The 18240-nt window shown below is 48.1% G+C and carries 16 protein-coding genes; 9 read left to right on the top strand and 7 right to left on the bottom strand.

The genetic code is table 11. The annotated features are described in order from the left end of the window. Nucleotides 1–15: 15 nt before the first annotated feature. Genes BLQ44_RS11600 through BLQ44_RS11620 form a run of 5 tightly spaced genes read right to left on the bottom strand, consistent with a single transcriptional unit; the run spans nucleotide 16 to nucleotide 5754 of the window. The gene (locus BLQ44_RS11600; RefSeq protein WP_093194064.1) at nucleotides 16–990 is read right to left on the bottom strand and encodes a sugar-binding transcriptional regulator; all 975 of its coding nucleotides are present in this window, start codon (nucleotides 988–990) and stop codon (nucleotides 16–18) included. A gap of 45 nt (nucleotides 991–1035) precedes the next feature. Further along, nucleotides 1036–2430 (bottom strand): dihydrolipoyl dehydrogenase, encoded by a 1395-nt coding sequence (gene lpdA, locus BLQ44_RS11605; RefSeq protein WP_093194065.1) that lies wholly within the window; start codon nucleotides 2428–2430, stop codon nucleotides 1036–1038. Between the two features lie 14 nt (nucleotides 2431–2444). Beyond that, nucleotides 2445–3761, bottom strand: coding sequence for a dihydrolipoamide acetyltransferase family protein (locus BLQ44_RS11610; protein WP_093194066.1), 1317 nt, complete (start codon nucleotides 3759–3761; stop codon nucleotides 2445–2447). Then, entirely contained in the window at nucleotides 3754–4758 is a 1005-nt protein-coding gene (locus BLQ44_RS11615; RefSeq protein WP_093194067.1) for an alpha-ketoacid dehydrogenase subunit beta, read from the bottom strand. Before BLQ44_RS11615 ends, BLQ44_RS11610 begins: the two co-directional genes overlap by 8 nt. A gap of 18 nt (nucleotides 4759–4776) precedes the next feature. Beyond that, nucleotides 4777–5754: a thiamine pyrophosphate-dependent dehydrogenase E1 component subunit alpha gene (locus BLQ44_RS11620; protein ID WP_093194068.1), complete on the bottom strand. Its 978-nt coding sequence runs from the start codon at nucleotides 5752–5754 to the stop codon at nucleotides 4777–4779. Between the two features lie 209 nt (nucleotides 5755–5963). On the opposite strand from BLQ44_RS11620, the gene BLQ44_RS11625 reads away from it, so the two are divergent. The 5 genes from BLQ44_RS11625 to BLQ44_RS11645 are packed head-to-tail and all read left to right on the top strand — an operon-like array spanning nucleotide 5964 to nucleotide 9636. Then, nucleotides 5964–6350, top strand: a complete 387-nt coding sequence (locus BLQ44_RS11625) for a transcriptional regulator GutM (protein WP_093194069.1) — start codon at nucleotides 5964–5966, stop codon at nucleotides 6348–6350. A gap of 15 nt (nucleotides 6351–6365) precedes the next feature. Further along, nucleotides 6366–6905 carry a PTS glucitol/sorbitol transporter subunit IIC gene (srlA, locus tag BLQ44_RS11630; RefSeq protein ID WP_093194070.1) on the top strand — a complete coding sequence of 180 codons (540 nt, stop codon included), beginning with the start codon at nucleotides 6366–6368 and terminating at the stop codon, nucleotides 6903–6905. Nucleotides 6906–6927: 22 nt separating this feature from the next. Next, complete coding sequence (gene srlE, locus BLQ44_RS11635) at nucleotides 6928–7950, top strand: PTS glucitol/sorbitol transporter subunit IIB (protein ID WP_093194071.1); 1023 nt, start codon at nucleotides 6928–6930, stop codon at nucleotides 7948–7950. A 19-nt stretch (nucleotides 7951–7969) separates the two neighbouring features. Then, nucleotides 7970–8335, top strand: coding sequence for a PTS glucitol/sorbitol transporter subunit IIA (locus BLQ44_RS11640; protein WP_245688161.1), 366 nt, complete (start codon nucleotides 7970–7972; stop codon nucleotides 8333–8335). 14 nt (nucleotides 8336–8349) lie between these two features. Next, nucleotides 8350–9636, top strand: a complete 1287-nt coding sequence (locus BLQ44_RS11645; RefSeq protein WP_093194072.1) for an NAD(P)H-dependent oxidoreductase — start codon at nucleotides 8350–8352, stop codon at nucleotides 9634–9636. Nucleotides 9637–9718: 82 nt separating this feature from the next. On the opposite strand, the gene BLQ44_RS11650 is transcribed toward BLQ44_RS11645, so the two are convergent. Continuing rightward, the gene (locus BLQ44_RS11650) at nucleotides 9719–11407 is read right to left on the bottom strand and encodes a peptide ABC transporter substrate-binding protein (RefSeq protein ID WP_093194073.1); all 1689 of its coding nucleotides are present in this window, start codon (nucleotides 11405–11407) and stop codon (nucleotides 9719–9721) included. Nucleotides 11408–11632: 225 nt separating this feature from the next. Here BLQ44_RS11650 and serA point away from each other — a divergent pair, with 225 nt between their 5' ends. After that, nucleotides 11633–13216, top strand: a complete 1584-nt coding sequence (gene serA, locus BLQ44_RS11655) for a phosphoglycerate dehydrogenase (RefSeq protein ID WP_176757507.1) — start codon at nucleotides 11633–11635, stop codon at nucleotides 13214–13216. Between the two features lie 681 nt (nucleotides 13217–13897). Here serA and BLQ44_RS11665 read toward each other — a convergent pair. Then, nucleotides 13898–14713: a histidinol-phosphatase HisJ family protein gene (locus BLQ44_RS11665; RefSeq protein ID WP_093194075.1), complete on the bottom strand. Its 816-nt coding sequence runs from the start codon at nucleotides 14711–14713 to the stop codon at nucleotides 13898–13900. Between the two features lie 132 nt (nucleotides 14714–14845). Here BLQ44_RS11665 and BLQ44_RS11670 point away from each other — a divergent pair, with 132 nt between their 5' ends. Genes BLQ44_RS11670 through rplI form a run of 3 tightly spaced genes read left to right on the top strand, consistent with a single transcriptional unit; the run spans nucleotide 14846 to nucleotide 18240 of the window. Continuing rightward, nucleotides 14846–15793 (top strand): YybS family protein, encoded by a 948-nt coding sequence (locus BLQ44_RS11670; RefSeq protein ID WP_093194076.1) that lies wholly within the window; start codon nucleotides 14846–14848, stop codon nucleotides 15791–15793. A 30-nt stretch (nucleotides 15794–15823) separates the two neighbouring features. Beyond that, nucleotides 15824–17797, top strand: a complete 1974-nt coding sequence (locus tag BLQ44_RS11675) for a DHH family phosphoesterase (protein WP_093194077.1) — start codon at nucleotides 15824–15826, stop codon at nucleotides 17795–17797. Further along, nucleotides 17794–18240, top strand: a complete 447-nt coding sequence (gene rplI / locus BLQ44_RS11680) for a 50S ribosomal protein L9 (RefSeq protein ID WP_093194078.1) — start codon at nucleotides 17794–17796, stop codon at nucleotides 18238–18240. Before BLQ44_RS11675 ends, rplI begins: the two co-directional genes overlap by 4 nt.

Raw genomic sequence — 18240 nt, forward strand, 5'->3', positions numbered from 1 at the left:
GGGCCACCCCCTGGTTTAGATTTGCTCGGTAACTCCTTCATCCACATGAGACATAAGTGCTGTCGCCGTTTCGTCATCCGTGATGAATGTGTTTATGATACCACTTTTCAACCCGGCATGGATACTCTTCACTTTGTTGAGTCCTTCTGCGATTGCAACGGTTTCCGGAACGTTTCTCAAGTCTTCCATCCCGAGCCCGATGACTCGTTCATTCAATGGATGGTTCAACGGCTCTCCGTTCACGTCGTAGAACTGGGAGTTCAGGTCTCCGATGGCATTCGATCGTTTCAGAGAAGCCACGTCTTCCGAGGATAAATATCCGATTTCCTCCATCGTAGAATTCTGAACCGGGTTCCCGAGACCTACGACGGCGATATCTACATTTTTCCCTTCTTCTAATACGCCGAAGATATCAAGCGAAGAAAGCAAGCGTTCTTTAAGCTCGGAGTTATCCATCATGGCAGGGGCGTACAAATAGCTGCAGGACGAGTTGATCTTTTGTGCCAACCGGAGAGAAAGGATGTTCGAATGGAGATCGAGGTGACTCTGTCCCATGCCACCGATCAATGGAACGATATGGAGGTGATCCTCCCGGCGGTAGGGGTATTCCTCCACAAAGCTGTACACGGATTTCCCCCAGCTGATTCCGATTTTCGAAATATGAGGAACCTTCTTGGAAATGTGGGACGCAGCCGCTTTCCCTAACATCTTACGCACCATTTCCGGCTGATAGTCGGATTTCGGTAAGACGATTACTTCGCGTACCCCGTAATGGCGCTCAATCTGCATCTCCAGGTCCACCGTATGCGCGCTTTCATCTTTGATGTAGATTTCTACCACATTCTCTTCCCGTGCCTGAGCGAGGAGTTTCGAGATGATGGGTCTCGATACGCCGATGATTTTTGCGATTTGTGCCTGTGTGTGTCCTTCGAAGTAATAGAGTTTCGCAACTTTCACCATGATGCGTCGGTCTTCGCCGGATTTGTACATAAGAGGACCACCTCCTTTTGAAAATTTACGTAGACAAAACTGGTACTAGTGATGGATGCCCATGTTCAGCCAGTTATTCGCTGCTTCGAACATCGCTTCGGAGAGGGTAGGGTGAGGGTGGACGGTTTGAGCCAGTTCTTCCACGGTACCTTCGAGGTTCATGAAGGCTACGCTTTCGCTGATCATCTCCGTCACATGACTGCCGACCATCGTCACTCCGAGAATCTCTCCGAATTGTTCTTCTGCTACTATTTTAACAAACCCTTCTGTGTTTCCGGAAGAAAGAGCCTTCCCGTTAGAGGAATATGGAATTTTCGAAACTTTTACGTCTTTGTAAGAAGAGCGTGCTTCCTCCTCAGTCAAGCCTACGCTCGCGATTTCCGGAAGGGTGTACACGCATTTAGGAACGGTGTGATAATCGATGGTCTGCACCGGTTTTCCTGAAGCATTGTTGACGGCAACCAACCCTTCTGCGCTGGCGGTATGAGCCAACTGGATTTTTCCGTTCACATCTCCGATTGCATACACACCAGGAAGAGATGTTTCGAGCTTCCCGTTGGTTTTTATATATCCTTTCTGTAAATCGATGGAGGTGTTCTGGATGACTTCCGTGTTCGGGTGCCGTCCGGTTGCTACCAGCAGCATATCTGTCTCCAGACTCGACTCATCGGAGAGGAGAACACGCGTACTTTTGCCGGATGCCTCTTTTGCTACAGAAGCTACAGATAGATTGACTCTTACGTCGACTCCTGATTTTTTCAGTTTATCGCGGATCACGCTGGCTGCTTCCTCATCCTCTGTTGGAATCAGACGTTCTCCGAGTTCAACAATGGTGACATGTACCCCGAGAGAAGAAAATATGGTTGCGAATTCGACGCCTATGATTCCTCCACCTACGATGACAATGGAAGAGGGAAGCTCCTCGATGGAGAAAATGGAATCCGACGTGTGGACATCGACATCATCCAGTCCTTCTATAGGAGGGAGGGACGGTTTCGATCCGGTAGCGATGATCACTTTGGCAGCTTCGATTTTTTCTTCTTCCTTGTCGGAAATAACGTTGATGGTGTGCCCCTCAGGAGCATTCTGCGGCTCGAGATATCCTTTCCCGCGAAGGACGGTCACTTTATGTTTTTTCATCAGTCCTTCGACGCCGGAGCGCAGCGTACGCACCACTTTATTCTGACGGGAGGCCATTTTGCTCCAGTCCAGCTTCAGGTCTCCAGTCTCGATCCCCCAGTCCTTCGCCTGTTTCATATCTTCAAGGATTTCAGAATGGCGGAGAAGGGTTTTGGAAGGGATGCATCCTGTGTTCAGACAAGTCCCTCCCATGTGCCCGGATTCGATCAATGCTACTTTTTTGCCGAAAGAAGAAGCGCGGATGGCCGCTTCATATCCACCCGGTCCTCCTCCAATAATTGCTATATCAAAAGTTTTCATCTCAGTCTCTCCTTTTACACCAGTAATTCATACGGTTCCTCGAGCAGATTTTTCAGTGTCGTACAGAATGCGGCTGCAGGAGCCCCGTTGATCACCCGGTGATCGAAAGAAAGACTGAACGTAGTGACGCTCGAGACTTTTACTTCTCCTTCTTTCACGACAGGCACCTCTTTCATGCGGCTGATGCCGAGAATCGCTCCCTGCGGCTTATTGATGATCGGGGTAAAGGAATCGATTGCAAACATGCCGAGGTTGCTGATGGTGAACGTACCCCCTTGCATCGAAGCGGAATCTATCCTGCCCTCTCTCGTATTGAAGATCAGTGGTTTTAGTTCGTCAGCAAGCATACTGAGAGACTTCCGTTCTGTGTTCTTCAGTACAGGGACGTAAAGATTCTCTTCTACTGCCACGGCTACGCCTACATTCACCTCATTATGATACGTGATGGTTTCTTTATCATAAGTGATGTTTATATCAGGATGCCGCTGTAGAGCTTTGCTTACAGCCAGTACAAAGATTTCGTTGTAGGAAAGTTTCTGACCGGTCGCTTTTTCGACGGAAGACTTCAATGCTTCCCGGAGCCGGATGACCTGCTCCATATCCACCTCGAAATCCATCGTGACGTGCGGGATGGTGGAGGAACTATCGGCCATACGCTCGGCTGTCACTTTGCGCACCCCTCTGAGTGATTCCGTCACATTTTCGGGTCTGTTCTCGGAAGACTCTGCAAGAAGAGCGTTGATATCATTTTTCATAACCTTGCCACCCGCTCCTGTGCCTTCCACGTTCTTTGTATCGATTCCATGGTGAGAAGCCATTTTTTCAGCAAGCGGAGTGCTTTTGCCTTGGGATCCGGAAGAGAGGACGTCCGCTTTGTGGATGCGGCCTTTCGGACCGCTTCCGGAGACGTTATGCAAAGATACGTTTTTCTCGCGGGCCGCTGCTCTTGCTGCAGGCGTAGCACGTACCTTCTCTGTAGAAACCTCTGTTTCCGGTTCCTGTGCCGGAGCAGCTGTTTCCTGCTCAGGGGAAGAGGATTCATCCGCAGAAGATTCTTCATCTGACGCCGGAGGAGTGTCCGGAACTTCTTCGCCCTGTTCACCGATGAACCCGATGACGTGGTTGACCGGGACCGTATCGTCTTTATGGAAATATTTCTTCAGCAAGATGCCATCGTGATAAGACTCCACTTCGATGTTGATTTTATCGGTCATAATTTCGAAAATGGGTTCTCCTGTTTCGATCTCGTCGCCTTCTTCTTTGAACCAGTCGAGGATGACCCCTTCTTCCATTGTACTGCTCAGTTTCGGCATGAAGATTTCGTTAGCCATGGTTCTCCCTCCACGTGTCGTAATGCACCATTTGTTTGACGCTATCGATCATATCTTCGACGGAAGGGACCGTAGCTTTTTCGAGGTTCGGATTGTACGGAATCGGAACCTCTGCTCCGCCAAGTCTCATAATCGGTGCATCGAGGAAGTCGAACGCTTCACTTTCCGCTATGGTGGAAGCTATTTCTCCGCCGAAACCACCGCGCTTCACCGCTTCATGCGCTACCAGCAGTCTTCCGGTCTTTTTCACGGATTCCACAATCGTCTCTTTATCCAAAGGAACGAGGGTGCGGGGATCGACGACCTCTGTTTCGATTCCTTCTTCAGCGAGCTTCGAGGCCGCTTCGAGGGCTTTCGGCACCATAGCGGCAGTCGCTACAATCGTGGCATCCGTCCCTTCCCGTTTGATGTCCGCTTTTCCGAGGGGAATGCTGTACGCTTCTTCAGGGACATGATCCGAAGTCTTGTACAACGTTTTATGTTCATAGAAAACGACCGGGTTATTATCATCGATCGCCGCTTTCAGAAGTCCTTTCGCATCACTGCCGCAGGAAGGCTGCACGACTTTTAGTCCGGGAACGTGGGCGACCCACGCTTCGAGGCTCTGGGAATGCTGAGCCGCTGCCCCTGTACCGGAACCGGATGGAGTACGAAGTACCATTGGGACAGACCCTTTCCCTCCATACATATAGCGGATTTTCGCTGCCTGGTTCACGAGGTTGTCCATGGCGATCGTGATGAAATCTGAGAACTGCAGCTCAAGGACCGGACGCATACCGGTGAGAGCAGCACCTACCGCTGTACCGGAGATCGCCGCTTCTGAAATAGGGGTGTTACGGATGCGTTCCGAACCGAATTCTTCGAGCATCCCCCTGGATACACCGAAAGCACCTCCGTATACGCCGATATCTTCCCCAAGCATGAATACATCTTCGTTCTCACGCATTTCCTGACTTAAAGCTTCGCGTACCGCTTCTAAATAAGTGATTTCTCTCATTTGTTTTCTCTCCTTCCGTTAATCAGCATAGACATCTGTCAAAAGCGTGGACAGGTCCGGTTCCGGGCTTTCTTTCGAGAACTCGACCGATTCTTCGATCTTCCGTTTCGCCTGTTGCTTAATTTCTTCCACTTCTTCTTCTGTCACGATTTCTTTTTCGAGCATCGCTTCTTTCATCCGTTTGATCGGATCTTTGTCGCGCCATTCTTTCTCTTCTTCGCGCGTACGGTATTTTTTCGCATCGCTCTTGGAGTGTCCCTTCCATCTGTACGTTTTACACTCGACAAGACTTGGGCCGTTCCCTTCCCGTGCATGCTCGACAGCTTCCCCTACAGCATTCATCACGTCGAAAACATCATTCCCATCTACGACTTTTCCGGGTATTCCATAGCTTCCGGATCGGCTTGCGATATGCTCGATATTGATCATGTCTTTGACAGGACCACTCATTCCGTACTGGTTGTTCTCACAAATGAAGACAACCGGCAAATCCCATATAGAAGCGAGGTTCAATGCTTCATGAAAACTTCCTTCATTAGATGCTCCGTCTCCGAAGAAGCAGAGAACGACGTATCCGAGATCTTTCATTCTTGAAGTGAGCCCGGCTCCGTTGGCAATGGCGAACCCGCCACCGACGATGCCGTTCGCGCCGAGGTTCCCTTTATCCAGATCGGCGATATGCATCGATCCGCCTTTCCCTTTGCAGTAGCCTGTTTCTCTTCCGAAGAGTTCCGCCATCATCTTATTGATATCGGCTCCTTTGGCAATGCAGTGGCCGTGACCTCTATGAGTACTCGTTATTTTGTCCTCTTCCTTTAGTACGGCACATGAACCGACGGCAGAGGCTTCCTGACCGACAGCCAGGTGGGTCGTTCCGTGGATCATCCCTTTTGCGAAGAATTCATCCACTTTTTCATCGAAGTATCTGATCAACCACATTTGTTCATAAAGGTCGAGAAGTCTTTCCTTGGATAGGTGTTCTGGAATTTGAATCATTCTATTTCCTCCTTTACATATGTTCTTTTGAATAACATTTGTTACAAGCTTAATCCAGAGATAAGGAACTGTCAACAGTTTTAACCTCTGTTTTATAAGGTTTTATGGAAATAAATGAAATTTTCAGAATAATGTTGACAAGTCGGTGAAAGCGTTTTATTATTTACATAAGTTAAGTGTTTGAACAAATGTAAAAGGGAGGGGAAGGAATGGCGACGTGGGGATTATTCTTTTTGCTGTTCGCTTTCATATGGGTTTTACAGTTCTACATGGCTCACTTTCAGATGAAGAATTACCGAAAGACAATCAGAGAAATGAGTCAGAAAGATTCCGGTTATCTCGGAGTCGGAGTGGAGAAGAAGAAATTCGGCAAGGGGGTTGTAACGGTTGTTGTATGTAATGAAGAAGGAATCATCCTTGACGCTAAGAAGATGTCCGGCGTAACCGTGTTTTCACGCTTTGAAGATTTCAGCGAGGTTCTCGGACGAAACATCCACGAGACTGCAGATCTTATTAAGGATAAACAGGTGGTCGAATCGCTCCAGAGTGCGATAGCAAAAATCGAAGAACAGAAACCGGCAACATCAATTTCATAGAAAGAGGTGGAGAGTATGGATTTTATCGTAGGTCTTGCAGAAGGTTTTATAGGAATGTTCCAGGCAGGCGGCGAAACATTCGTCGGGCTTGTAACAGGGATCATTCCCTTGCTCATTGTTCTGATTACGGCAGTCAACTCCGTCATTAAGTTTGTAGGGGAAGAAAGGATAACGATTTTCGCACAGAAACTTACGAAGAACATCATTTTGAGGTACACCTTATTTCCGGTCGTCGCAGTATTCTTCCTTACGAACCCGATGGCGTACACGTTCGGTAAGTTTCTTCCGGAGAGACAGAAACCGGCCTTTTATGATTCAGCTGTATCTTTCGTACACCCGATCACCGGACTCTTCCCGCATGCGAACCCGGCGGAGCTTTTCGTTTATACCGGGGTTGCTGCTGGACTGACAACGCTCGGAATGTCACTTGGGCCACTGGCGGTCATGTACTTCATCACAGGTATCGTAGTCATCCTCATCAGAGGAATCGTGACGGAACTGATTACCGTTAACATGATGAAAAAACAGGGGATGCTCGACTCCGATTCGAAATAACTACTACTAGTGAGGTGGGAATATGAGTAACTATAAATCGGTCAAAATCACAAAAGGATCCGGAGGTTGGGGAGGTCCCCTGACGATTCAGCCGGATGATAAAAAGAAATATGTCGTATCCGTTACCGGAGGCGGTATTCACCCGGTAGCTCAGGATATCGCTGATAAGACAGGAGCAGAGGCAGTTGATGGTTTTTCCACGTCTGTTCCCTATGATGAAATGGCTTGTGCAGTCATCGACTGTGGCGGAACGGCCAGGTGCGGGATTTATCCGAAGAATGACGTAATGACCGTCAATTTGCACGGAACGAGCCCTGCTGGACCTCTCATGCAGTTCATCAAAGAAGATAACTTCGTTTCAGGTGTCCGGGAGAAGGATGTCCACCCGCTTGATGGGAATGCGGATGTAACGAATCCTGAGGATGAATCGATCATGGAAAGTGCCGGAGAAAAGACAGCCAAAGAAGTCAAAGAAGAAGCGAAACAGAAAGCCAAAGAAAACTACCAGGAACCGAAGAAACAGAACATCATCGAGAAATTCGGCCGCGCTATGGGCGGAGTCGTCGGTGTATTCTACCAGGCGGGTCGTGAAACGATTGATCAGGTCATCAAGAACATTCTACCGTTCATGGCATTCGTTTCGATGCTGATCGGTATCATCAACTATACAGGCATCGGTGATTTGCTCGCAGAAGTAGCGACGCCGTTAGCCGGTAACATTTTCGGACTTCTCATTCTATCCCTTATTGTAGCGCTTCCTATTCTTTCCCCATTACTCGGGCCGGGTGCCGTTATTGCGCAGGTTGTCGGGGTACTTGTCGGGGTGGAAATCGGAAAAGGGAACATTCCTCCGGAGATGGCACTACCAGCACTATTCGCAATCAACCCTCAGGTAGGGGCGGACTTCGTACCGGTAGGTCTGACGCTCGGAGAAGCGAAACCGGAAACTATCGAAGTCGGAGTTCCGGCTGTACTATTTTCACGTGTGATCACCGGACCTTTGGCCGTTGTTATCGCATATCTATTCAGTTTTACCATTTATTAAAGATTGAAGGAGTTGGACTATGGTGACGAAACTATCATCCAAAGTGACAAGTGTAGGAGCAGAAAGCGGATTGATGCGGGCAGAGAACATGCTCGTACTCTTCCATGAAGACGTACCGAATGAGCTGAAAGAATTCGCAATCGTCCATGACAACAAAGAAATCAAAAAGGATGTTCAGGCAGGAGACCGCTTCATCATCAATGATGAAACATTCGAGATTCTATTTGTAGGTGGCAAAGCTAACGAAACATTGAAAGAAATGGGCCATGCAACGTTCCAGTTTAATGGAGAAAGCAACTCGGACCTTCCGGGAACGATTTGTCTTGAAGCGAAAGAGATTCCTGAAATCGAAGAAAGTCACAGTATCCAAATCATCGGTGAATAGAAAGGGTTGTAGCTATGTTAGGAGTAAACAGACAATTAGAAGAGCTGGAGAGTGAAGGAAAATATATTTCTGTCGGATTAATTGGTGCCGGGCAGATGGGGAGAGGGATGATTTCCCAGATCGAAGGTATGAAAGGCATGAAAACAGTTGTTGTCGCTGATATCAACGTAGATAACGTACTGCACGGATTTCATGCGGCAGGAATTGATGAGGGGAGTATCAGGGAAGCTTCGAGTACGGAAGAAGTGGATCGTTTCGTGAAGGATGGAAAATACGTTGCCGTCAAGGATGCGAAGCTCGTTTATGAAAATGAGAAAGTCGATGTCGTCGTAGATGCGACCGGCGTTCCTGAAATAGGGGCAGATATAGCCTGGAACTCCATCCAGAATCATAAACATATCGTGATGCTCAACGTGGAAGCGGACGTGACCGTCGGTGCCTACCTTTACGAAGAAGCGAAAAAGAAAGGGGTGACCTATACCGGGTCTGCCGGAGATGAGCCGGGGGCGATCATGGAGCTGCATGACTTCGCTGATGCTCTGGGCTTTGATATCGTAGCTCTCGGTAAAGGGAAGAACAACCCTTTGAATCAATATTCGAACCCTGACGTGACGAAAGAGGAAGCGGAGAGAAAAGGCGCCAGTCCTAAAATGCTGGCTTCTTTCCAGGATGGTACGAAGACGATGGTGGAAATGAACGCTGTAGCTAATGCGACGGGATTCACTCCGGATACACCGGGGATGCACGGGTATAGCGGCAGCGTCCAGGAACTTCCGTCCATTTTCCGTAAAGAAGAAGACGGTGGAAAGATCAAGAAGCATAAAATCGTCGATTATATCAATGGAGTAGCTCCGGGTGTGTTTGCAATCATCACTTCTGATAAAGAAGAAGTCCGGGAAGAAATGAAATACTTAAGCATGGGAGAAGGGCCCCACTATGTGCTATATCGCCCGTATCACCTGACAAGCCTTGAGACTCCGCTTTCCATAGCAAGAGCTTACCTCGACAATAAACCGACGATCGCTCCTTACCGGGGAATGGTTGCGGAAACGGTAGCTGTAGCCAAGAAGGACCTGAAAGCGGGAGACTATCTTGATGGCATAGGTGGCCACACCGTGTATGGAAAAGTAGATGAATACGAGAGTGCCAAAAGAGACAACGCATTACCGATCGGACTGGTCAGTGGGAATATTAAAATTAAGAGAGATATCGCGCAGGATCAGATTCTCACGTATGATGATGTGGAACTCGAAGGGGAATCCTTCCTGTGGGATTTGAGAAAAGCTCAGGACAATATGTGAGGGTAGAAACGGCCGGAAGATTCCGGTCGTTTTTTTCTATAGAAAAAAACCTTGCAGGGCATACCTGCAAGGTTTGAATCTTTTACTCGACGCTCGCCCATTTGAATTCGAAGTTAGGTCCCGTAGCTGTCGGGAACACGCCTTTGATGTTAGAGCGGAGCAATTGGGATTTTGCATCCTGATAAAGTGGGGCAACGGCTGCATCTTCTTCAAGAAGAAGGCGCTCTGCCTCTAAGAACGTTTCGTAACGTTGCTCAGGTTTACGTGCGAGTTCTGTATTCGCTTTGTTGATCAGACTGTCGTACTCTTCACTGGAGTAGCCCATGTTGTTGTTCTGTCCATCTGTCAGGTACATGTTCAGATACGTATTCGCATCCGCGTAGTCCGGTCCCCAGGTTGCTGCTTCGATTTCGAATTCACCTTCCTGGTCACGACGTACACGTTCTTTGAATGGTACTTCTACAACGTTGATCGTAAGGCCTTCAAGGTTCGATTCCAGCTGCTCTTTGTAGTAAGCCAAAGCGTTCTTGGAAGAACCGGTGTCATCTCCCATCAGTTCGATGGTAACGGAGTCTGTGCCGAGCTCTTCGAGAGCTGTCTGCCAGTGTTCCTGTGCTTGCTCTACGTTATGTTCTACAAGTGGTCCCTGAACTTCACGGAAGTCTTTTCCGTCTGTACCCGGAACAGTTACAAAGTTGGATGGAACGTAACCTTCTGCCGGTACAGAACCGTCATTCAGAATAACATCCGTCAGAGATTGGCGATCGATCGCCATAGAGATGGCTTTTCTTGCATTTACGTTTGCGAGTGCTTCATTCGTTTCCTGGTTGAACTTGAAGAAGTAAAGGTATGGATTTTCTACAACCTGGAAGTGGTCGGAAGAACGGTATTCGTCTACGAATTCAGCGTTCAGTTCCGCCTGGTCGAGTTCACCGGTCTGGAATAGGTTCACGGCTGTCGATGTCTCTTTGATGACTTTCACATCGATTTCTTCCAGCTGTACGGATTCCGCATCCCAGTAAGTTTCGTTCTTCTCTACTTTCCATCCTTCTCCGTGTGTCCATTCCGTCAATTTGAAAGGACCGTTTGCCATTGTATTGTCAGCTTCCGTGGAGAAATCGTCTCCCTGCTCTTCTACGTAACTCTGGTTCAGCGGCATGAACGTAATGAATACAGTCATGCTGTCGAAATAAGGAACGGGTTGTTCGAGGTTCACTTCGAACGTATAGTCATCTACCGCTTTCACACCAAGTTCGGAAGGTTCCATTTCACCTTCAGCGACGGCAGTAGCATTTTTAACAACGCCACCGAGGAAGTAAGGCCCGTACTCAGAACCTGTTTCCGGTGTTACAGCGCGCTGCCACGCGTAAACGAAGTCGTGGGCTGTGACAGGGTCACCGTTTTCCCATTGAGCGTCTTCGCGAAGGTTGAATGTCCATGTCGTCCCATCTTCGGATACTTCGTGGTCTTTGGCGATCCCTTCAGCGAGTTCGCCGTTTTCATCGAGGCGATAAAGCCCTTCGTAGGTCTCTCCCGCCCATTGGAAGGCCACAGAGTCCGTAATCAGACTCGGGTCCATGCTTGGCAGTTCACTTTTTGCCGTGAAAGAAATGGACTGATCACTTCCGGAATCGGAGTTCTCAGAAGATTGTTCGTTGGACTCCTCATTTGAAGAATCCCCTTCATCTGATGATTCGTTGCCACCGCAAGCTGCGAGAACGAACATCAAAGCGATTGATAAGATAAGGCCGAAAAATAATTTTTTGTTCAACCTCTTTTCCCCCTTTTAATTATGTAGTGATTATTCAGAAAACTGTTACTTTTTCGAGTATACAGACTTCCTTTAACAATTTCAAGTACCGAAATACTTTAATCGATTGACAATATCCGCGTGTCTGATAGGATAATGAATTATATATTTGAAAGAACTAGAGGTCTTTTCTATTTACATACTCTCGTTGAAGAGAGGCACCTATCCAAAAGGAGGAATGGAATCATGCATCGAGTACTAATCAGTGACCCATTGAGTGAAGACGGAATCAAGCCGCTCCTGGAAGCGGCAGACACAGAGGTGATCCAAAAGCCTTCTATGTCGGAAGATGAGCTTTTGGAAGAAGTGGCCAAGGCGGATGCGCTTATCGTCCGCAGTCAGACTCAAGTGACCAAGGAACTGCTGGAGCATGGGGAGAACCTGAAGATCGTCGGTCGTGCCGGCGTCGGTGTCGATAACATCGACCTGGACGCTGCTACGGATAACGGTGTTGTGGTAGTCAACGCCCCGGATGGAAATACGATTTCCACTGCCGAACACACGATGGCGATGCTTATGTCTCTCGCCCGTAACATTCCTCAGGCGTACCATTCCCTTCAGGAAGGCCGCTGGGACCGTAAGAAGTATGTCGGTGTCGAGCTGAAGAATAAGACGCTCGGTGTCGTAGGGTTTGGACGTATCGGAAGAGTCGTTTCCCGTCGTGCCAAGGGCCACCGTATGAACGTCATCGCTTATGATCCGTTTTTGACGAAAGAAAAAGCGGAAAAAGCCGGAGTCGACCATGGTTCTCTGGATGAAGTACTGGCTCAGGCCGACTTTTTGACGGTTCACACGCCTTTGATCGATGCGACGCATCACCTCATCAATAAAGAAGCGATTGCGAAGATGAAAGATGGAGCGCGCCTGCTCAACTGTGCCCGTGGCGGAATCATCGAAGAGGAAGCTCTGTATGAAGCACTGCAATCCGGGAAAATCGCCGGAGCCGCGCTGGACGTATATGAAGAAGAACCTGCGGTAGGGAACAAATTGCTCGATCTCCCACAGGTGGTCGGGACCCCACACCTCGGTGCAAGCACCATCGAAGCTCAGGAAAACGTAGCGACAGATGTCAGCTACGATGTAATGGAAGTGTTGCGTGGAGGGAATGCCAAACAGCCGGTCAACATTCCTTCGATTCCGGAAGAAATGCAGGACAAACTCACACCTTACATCACGCTTTCCGAAAAACTCGGTGCGTTCCTCGGCAGTGTCGTTCGGGGAGGACTGAATAATATCAATGTGTATTATTCCGGAGAACTGACGGATGTAGACCCTACCCCGTTAACGAGAAAAGTAGTGAAAAGCGTCCTTCAGTTATTCGTAGGAAACCGTGTCAATGACGTCAATTCCTATAAGATTGCGAAAGATAAAGGAATCGAGATCAACGAACAGAAGTCGACCTCGACGAAAGGATTCACGAATCTGCTGACTGTCGAACTGGAAACGGATGAAGAAACAAGAAGTATTGCCGGAACATTGCTGAACGGACTTGGAGCGAGAGTAGTCCGTCTTGATGGATATTCTGTGGACGTCATCCCGGAAGGTCATCTCATCAGCATCCACCACAAAGACCAACCGGGTGCCATCGGTCGTGTAGGAAGTCTGCTTGCTGAGCATGACGTCAACATCGCAACGATGCAGGTAGGTCGTACGGATATCGGTGGAGCTGCGATCATGATTCTTACTGTAGATAAAGAAGTGGAGCCTGCTTGTCAGGAGCATCTGGCTCATGTTCAGGATATTAATCGCGTTCAGTATTTGAAGTTATAAATAATGAAGAAAAGCCTTTGGACCGGTGAGATCGGCCCAAAGGCTTTTCAATTGGATGAATTCTTTTGGGGTTGGTGCTATGAGGTGTTTTTCGGTGATGGAATTGTGAAAAGTGTCTCATATGTTATGGAATGCTATAGTTTAGCTCCGAGTGTAGTTGAAAATGCTTCATTCTATAAATGATGCGGTGCTTTCTCGTGAAAAGATTGAATAACTATCGCATAAAGATCGAAAAAAAGAACCGCTTCTGCCAGGCTAAGGGCAGAGAGCGGTTCCTTGATTTCTAAGCGTTCTTCTTCGCTTTTCCTTGTCTAGCTACGAAGCCCAGAAACCCCGAGCGATAAGTAGAACAGATCAGAAAAAAGAAAAAGCACTTTTGTCTGACAGTTCTACTTATCACTGAGGTTTCTAAGCGGGGCTCCTCCGCTTTTCTTTGTCTAGCTGCGACACCTAGCCCTTAGCGACATAAGTGAAAACCATCCATAAAGAAGGAGAGCACTTCTTTAGGCTGATTTTCACTTATGCGAGAAGGGCTAAGCAAGGTGTCTCCGCTTTTCCTATGTCTAGCTATGCCATCCAGAAGCCCGTGTCATAAGCAGTGATTTCTTTTTCAGGAAAGAACACCTGAAAAGAGAAACCCCTGCTTATGCCAGACCTTCTAAGCGGGATGGCTCCGCTTTTCTATGTCAGAGGATGAGCCTGTTTCTCACGTTTCGTGAACGTGTGGACTTCGTCGTAGCCGATCGATTTTGCGAACTCTACGGCTTCATCGTAACGATAACCAAGGTGGTCCGGTTTGTGGGCATCGGAACAGAGGGTGATGCCGACTCCGTACTCTTTACACGTTTTCAGGAAATCCGGTTCCGGATAGATTTTGCCGACCGGCTTGCGCAGACCTGCTGTACTGATCTCGATCAACGTACCTGTCTTCGCAAGGGCTTTGGCCGCACGTTCGTACTGTTTCTGCAGGAACTCTTTGTCGTCCGGTTCGTAACCGAAGACTTTGATGACGTCGATATGACCGACGAAATCGAACAATCCTGATTCTGCCAGCGTTACGACACGGTCGAAATACTGCTCGTAGACTTCGTAGATATCGCGCTTTTCATATTCTTCCCGGTAAATGGCGAGATCGATGCCCCATTCGTCGATCCAGTGCACCGATCCGATGACGTAATCGAAAGGGTGCTCCTTGATGAAGGTTTCCATTTCTTTCTCTTTGCCCGGCATGTAATCCATTTCGATCCCCATTTTGATTGAAAGGTTCTCTTTTTCCGCCTCATCGAAGAGTGTCTGGTACTCACTGAAATCGAGCGTTCTTCGATTCTCTACCCATGGGTTGGACAGAATCGGGCGCGTCTCCTGGAAGAAGTAAGCGTGCTCGGAAATGCCGAGGTCTTCGATTCCTTCGTCTTTCGCTTTCTGGATGTATTCTTTCAGATACTCCACGGAAAGTTCTCCTGTTTCCGCCATATGTACGTGATAGTCTGTGCGCATGCGTCTTTCCCTCCATTCAAGCTTCTGGTTGGAATCATCATACCAACATTCAAGGAGATAAGCAAAGCGCTTCCGCTTTATTATGTGTTAAAATGGGAAGGATTATTCAAGTAGATGAAGTGAGGTTTCCAGATGAAAAATACAAAACAGATTACGGAAGGGGCACTGCTGACGGGGATTTATCTCGTCATGCTTCTCGTTATCCTTTTCTTACCGATCCCGATTCTCGGGACTTTCTTAATGTTTGCACTACCGATTCCCTTTGTGATCTACAGTTATCACTTCGGGTATAAATCAGGGTTCATCATGCTGTTCGGCGCTGTCGTACTTGCATCTGTCATTGCAACGGTCTTTTCTTTTCCGGTGACGCTACTTACAGGTATCGGAGGTGTAGCTCTCGGTGGGGCCATGCATAGAAAGCGGAACGCCTACGAGACCTGGGTCATCGGTTCTCTCGGTTTCATAGGTGGACTCGTGGCTGTATACGTTTTGACTCAAGCCCTGTTCGGGGTCAACTGGATGGAAGAAATACAGGTCGCCATCGATGAGTCGATCAACCTGACAGAGAATATGCTCAGTTCTGTCGGCGGGGAAGAAACAGAAGCGACGATTGAAATGCTGAGACAGCAGATGGAAAGTATTCCGGACTATTTACCGAGCATCCTCGCTGCGACAGGAATCGTGATGGCCCTCATCAGTCAGTGGCTCAGCTATAAGCTCATCAATCGTCTCGAGAGAGCGGGTTTTTCCTTCCCTCCCGTCCGCGAGATGAGATTGCCGACATCGATTTTATGGTATTACTTCATTGCCATGCTGCTTAATTTCATATTTATGGAGCAGGGTGGAATATGGTATATTGCGACCGTAAACGTTTTTACACTGACGGGGATGCTACTCATCCTGCAGGGCTTCTCGTTCGTGTTCTTTTACAGTCAGCAAAAGAAATGGCCGAAAGCGGCCCCGATTATGGTGATCATCCTGTCGGTTCTTTTGCCGCAAATCTTTCTTTATCTTGTCCGAATCTTAGGTATAATTGATATAGGTTTCCCACTAAGGGAAAAGATACAGGAAAAGAAATAGCTCATAGATTAAAACCGGGAGCTGAAGTGAATGGCGAATATGAAAAAGAAATCAACGATGAGTGGGCATTTGTGGCTCATTTATGTACTGTCGGTCATCCTGCTTGCTTTTATCTGGTATTACCAGTGGATGTTCGGCCTGGTGATGACACTCCTGCTTATCGGCTCGATCTTTTACAGCATCCGTACGGAGAAACGGGTCATCAATGACACCGAAGAGTATATCTCGACCCTCTCGTACCGGGTGAAGAAAGTAGGGGAAGAAGCGCTTCTTGAAATGCCGATCGGTATTATCCTCTACAGTGAGGATTACAAGATCGAATGGGCGAATCCTTACATGAACAGGTTCGTCGATGAAAATTCGGTAGTAGGCACTTCTCTTAATGAACTGTCGGAAAAGTTGATTCCGAACATCAAGGAAAATAAAGAGGAAGCCTGGATCGACCTTGATGGGAGTCAGATGCAGACGATCATGAAACAGGAAGACCGTCTGCTTTATCTTTTCGACCGGACGAAACAGACAGAAATCGAAAAACGATATCAGAATGAACAGTCTGTCCTTGCAGTGATTTTTCTTGATAACTATGAAGAAATCACCCAGGGGATGGATGATACGTCCAAGAGTCACATCAACTCGCAAGTTACTTCCATCCTTAATCGTTGGGCCGAAGATAATGGAATCTATTTGAAACGCACGTCTCAGGAACGGTTTCTTGCCGTTTTGACCAAAGAAATTCTGCACAGCCTCGAAAAGACGAAATTCGAAATTCTCGACGAAGTAAGAGAACTCATCACGGACCAGAACATGCCGCTTACACTGAGCTTCGGTATCGGGGTCGGACCGATGACACTCCCTGAAATGGGGGATCTTGCCCAGTCGAGTCTCGACCTTGCTCTCGGACGCGGCGGTGACCAGGTAGCGATCAAGGACGAAACGGGGAAAGTCCGCTTCTACGGAGGTAAGACGAATCCGATGGAGAAACGGACCAGAGTCCGCGCCCGTGTCATTTCTCATGCGATGAAAGATCTTGTTCAGGATAGTGAGAAAGTTCTCGTCATGGGACACAAATCCCCGGACATGGATTCCGTCGGAGCGGCGATCGGTATTCTGAAAATCGCCCAGGCCAACCAGAAACAGGCGGCTATCGTGCTGGATCCGGATGATATCGACACCGGTGTGAAGCGGATGGTAGAGGAGATCAAGAAAGACTCTGAGCTTTGGAGTTATTTCATTTCACCTGAGGACGCGATGGAGATGGTGACGAATGAGACCCTTCTCGTCGTAGTGGATACTCATAAACCGAAGCTGGTGGCGGAAGAGAAATTGCTCAATAAAACGGAACATGTCGTCGTTATCGATCACCACAGGAGAGCCGAGGAATTCATTGCTGATCCGACCCTTGTATATATGGAGCCTTATGCTTCTTCTACAGCGGAACTCGTTACAGAACTTCTGGAGTACCAACCGAAGAAACTGAAGCTGTCGATGCTTGAAGCGACTTCTCTCCTTTCAGGGATTATTGTGGATACGAAGAGCTTTACGCTCCGTACAGGTTCCCGGACGTTTGATGCCGCATCCTATTTACGCGGGAAAGGGGCCGATACGGTTCTCGTACAGAAATTCCTGAAAGAAGACCTCGATATTTATGTGCGCCGCAGTCGTCTGATTGAACGGGCAGATGTTTATAGAGAAGGGATCGCAATCTCTGCTGCGGACAAAGGTGATATCTTCGGTCCTGTAGTCATCGCTCAGGCGGCCGATACACTGCTTACGATGAGTGGCATCGAAGCATCCTTCGTCATTTCCGATAGAAAAGACGGACGTGTCGGCATCAGTGCCCGTTCTCTCGGCGATGTGAACGTTCAAGTGATCATGGAGCAGATGAACGGGGGAGGCCACCTGACCAATGCTGCGACCCAGCTCGAAGACACAACGATTGAAGATGCGAAAGGATTATTGCAAGATATAATCGACGAGTATTTTGAAGGGGGAGAAGAAGAATGAAGGTAATATTCAACCAGGACGTCAAAGGAAAAGGCAAGAAAGGCGAAATCAAAAACGTATCAGATGGTTACGCACGCAACTATCTACTGAAACACAACCTTGCCGTCGAAGCGACCAAGGCGAACATGGATGCTCAAAAAGCCAAAGATAAAAAAGAAGAACAGAAAGCACAGCAGGAAGTAGAGGAAGCGAAACAGCTGAAAGAAGATCTGAAGAACCTCGAAGTGAAACTTACAGCGAAATCAGGAGACAAAGGACGTCTTTTCGGTTCCATTACGAGCAAACAGATTTCTGAAGAGCTCAAAAAAGCGCATAATATTTCGATCGATAAGCGGAAGATCGACATGGATGATCCGATCCGCAACCTTGGTTACACCGAAGTGCCTGTGAAACTTCATCCGGAAGTGAATGGAACGATTCGCGTTCACGTGGCGGAGAAGTAA

The sequence above is a fragment of the Salimicrobium halophilum genome, assembly GCF_900100295.1.
Taxonomy (GTDB): Bacteria; Bacillota; Bacilli; order Bacillales; family Halobacillaceae; genus Salimicrobium; species Salimicrobium halophilum.

Coding starts and splice junctions, on each gene's coding strand:
- srlE (WP_093194071.1), top strand. CDS start 6,928: ATGAGTAACTATAAATCGGTCAAAATCACAAAAGGATCCGGAGGTTGG.
- lpdA (WP_093194065.1), bottom strand. CDS start 2,430: ATGAAAACTTTTGATATAGCAATTATTGGAGGAGGACCGGGTGGATAT.
- BLQ44_RS11625 (WP_093194069.1), top strand. CDS start 5,964: ATGGCGACGTGGGGATTATTCTTTTTGCTGTTCGCTTTCATATGGGTT.
- BLQ44_RS11610 (WP_093194066.1), bottom strand. CDS start 3,761: ATGGCTAACGAAATCTTCATGCCGAAACTGAGCAGTACAATGGAAGAA.
- BLQ44_RS11665 (WP_093194075.1), bottom strand. CDS start 14,713: ATGCGCACAGACTATCACGTACATATGGCGGAAACAGGAGAACTTTCC.
- srlA (WP_093194070.1), top strand. CDS start 6,366: ATGGATTTTATCGTAGGTCTTGCAGAAGGTTTTATAGGAATGTTCCAG.
- serA (WP_176757507.1), top strand. CDS start 11,633: ATGCATCGAGTACTAATCAGTGACCCATTGAGTGAAGACGGAATCAAG.
- BLQ44_RS11645 (WP_093194072.1), top strand. CDS start 8,350: ATGTTAGGAGTAAACAGACAATTAGAAGAGCTGGAGAGTGAAGGAAAA.
- BLQ44_RS11600 (WP_093194064.1), bottom strand. CDS start 990: ATGTACAAATCCGGCGAAGACCGACGCATCATGGTGAAAGTTGCGAAA.
- BLQ44_RS11675 (WP_093194077.1), top strand. CDS start 15,824: ATGGCGAATATGAAAAAGAAATCAACGATGAGTGGGCATTTGTGGCTC.
- BLQ44_RS11640 (WP_245688161.1), top strand. CDS start 7,970: ATGGTGACGAAACTATCATCCAAAGTGACAAGTGTAGGAGCAGAAAGC.
- BLQ44_RS11620 (WP_093194068.1), bottom strand. CDS start 5,754: ATGATTCAAATTCCAGAACACCTATCCAAGGAAAGACTTCTCGACCTT.
- BLQ44_RS11670 (WP_093194076.1), top strand. CDS start 14,846: ATGAAAAATACAAAACAGATTACGGAAGGGGCACTGCTGACGGGGATT.
- rplI (WP_093194078.1), top strand. CDS start 17,794: ATGAAGGTAATATTCAACCAGGACGTCAAAGGAAAAGGCAAGAAAGGC.
- BLQ44_RS11615 (WP_093194067.1), bottom strand. CDS start 4,758: ATGAGAGAAATCACTTATTTAGAAGCGGTACGCGAAGCTTTAAGTCAG.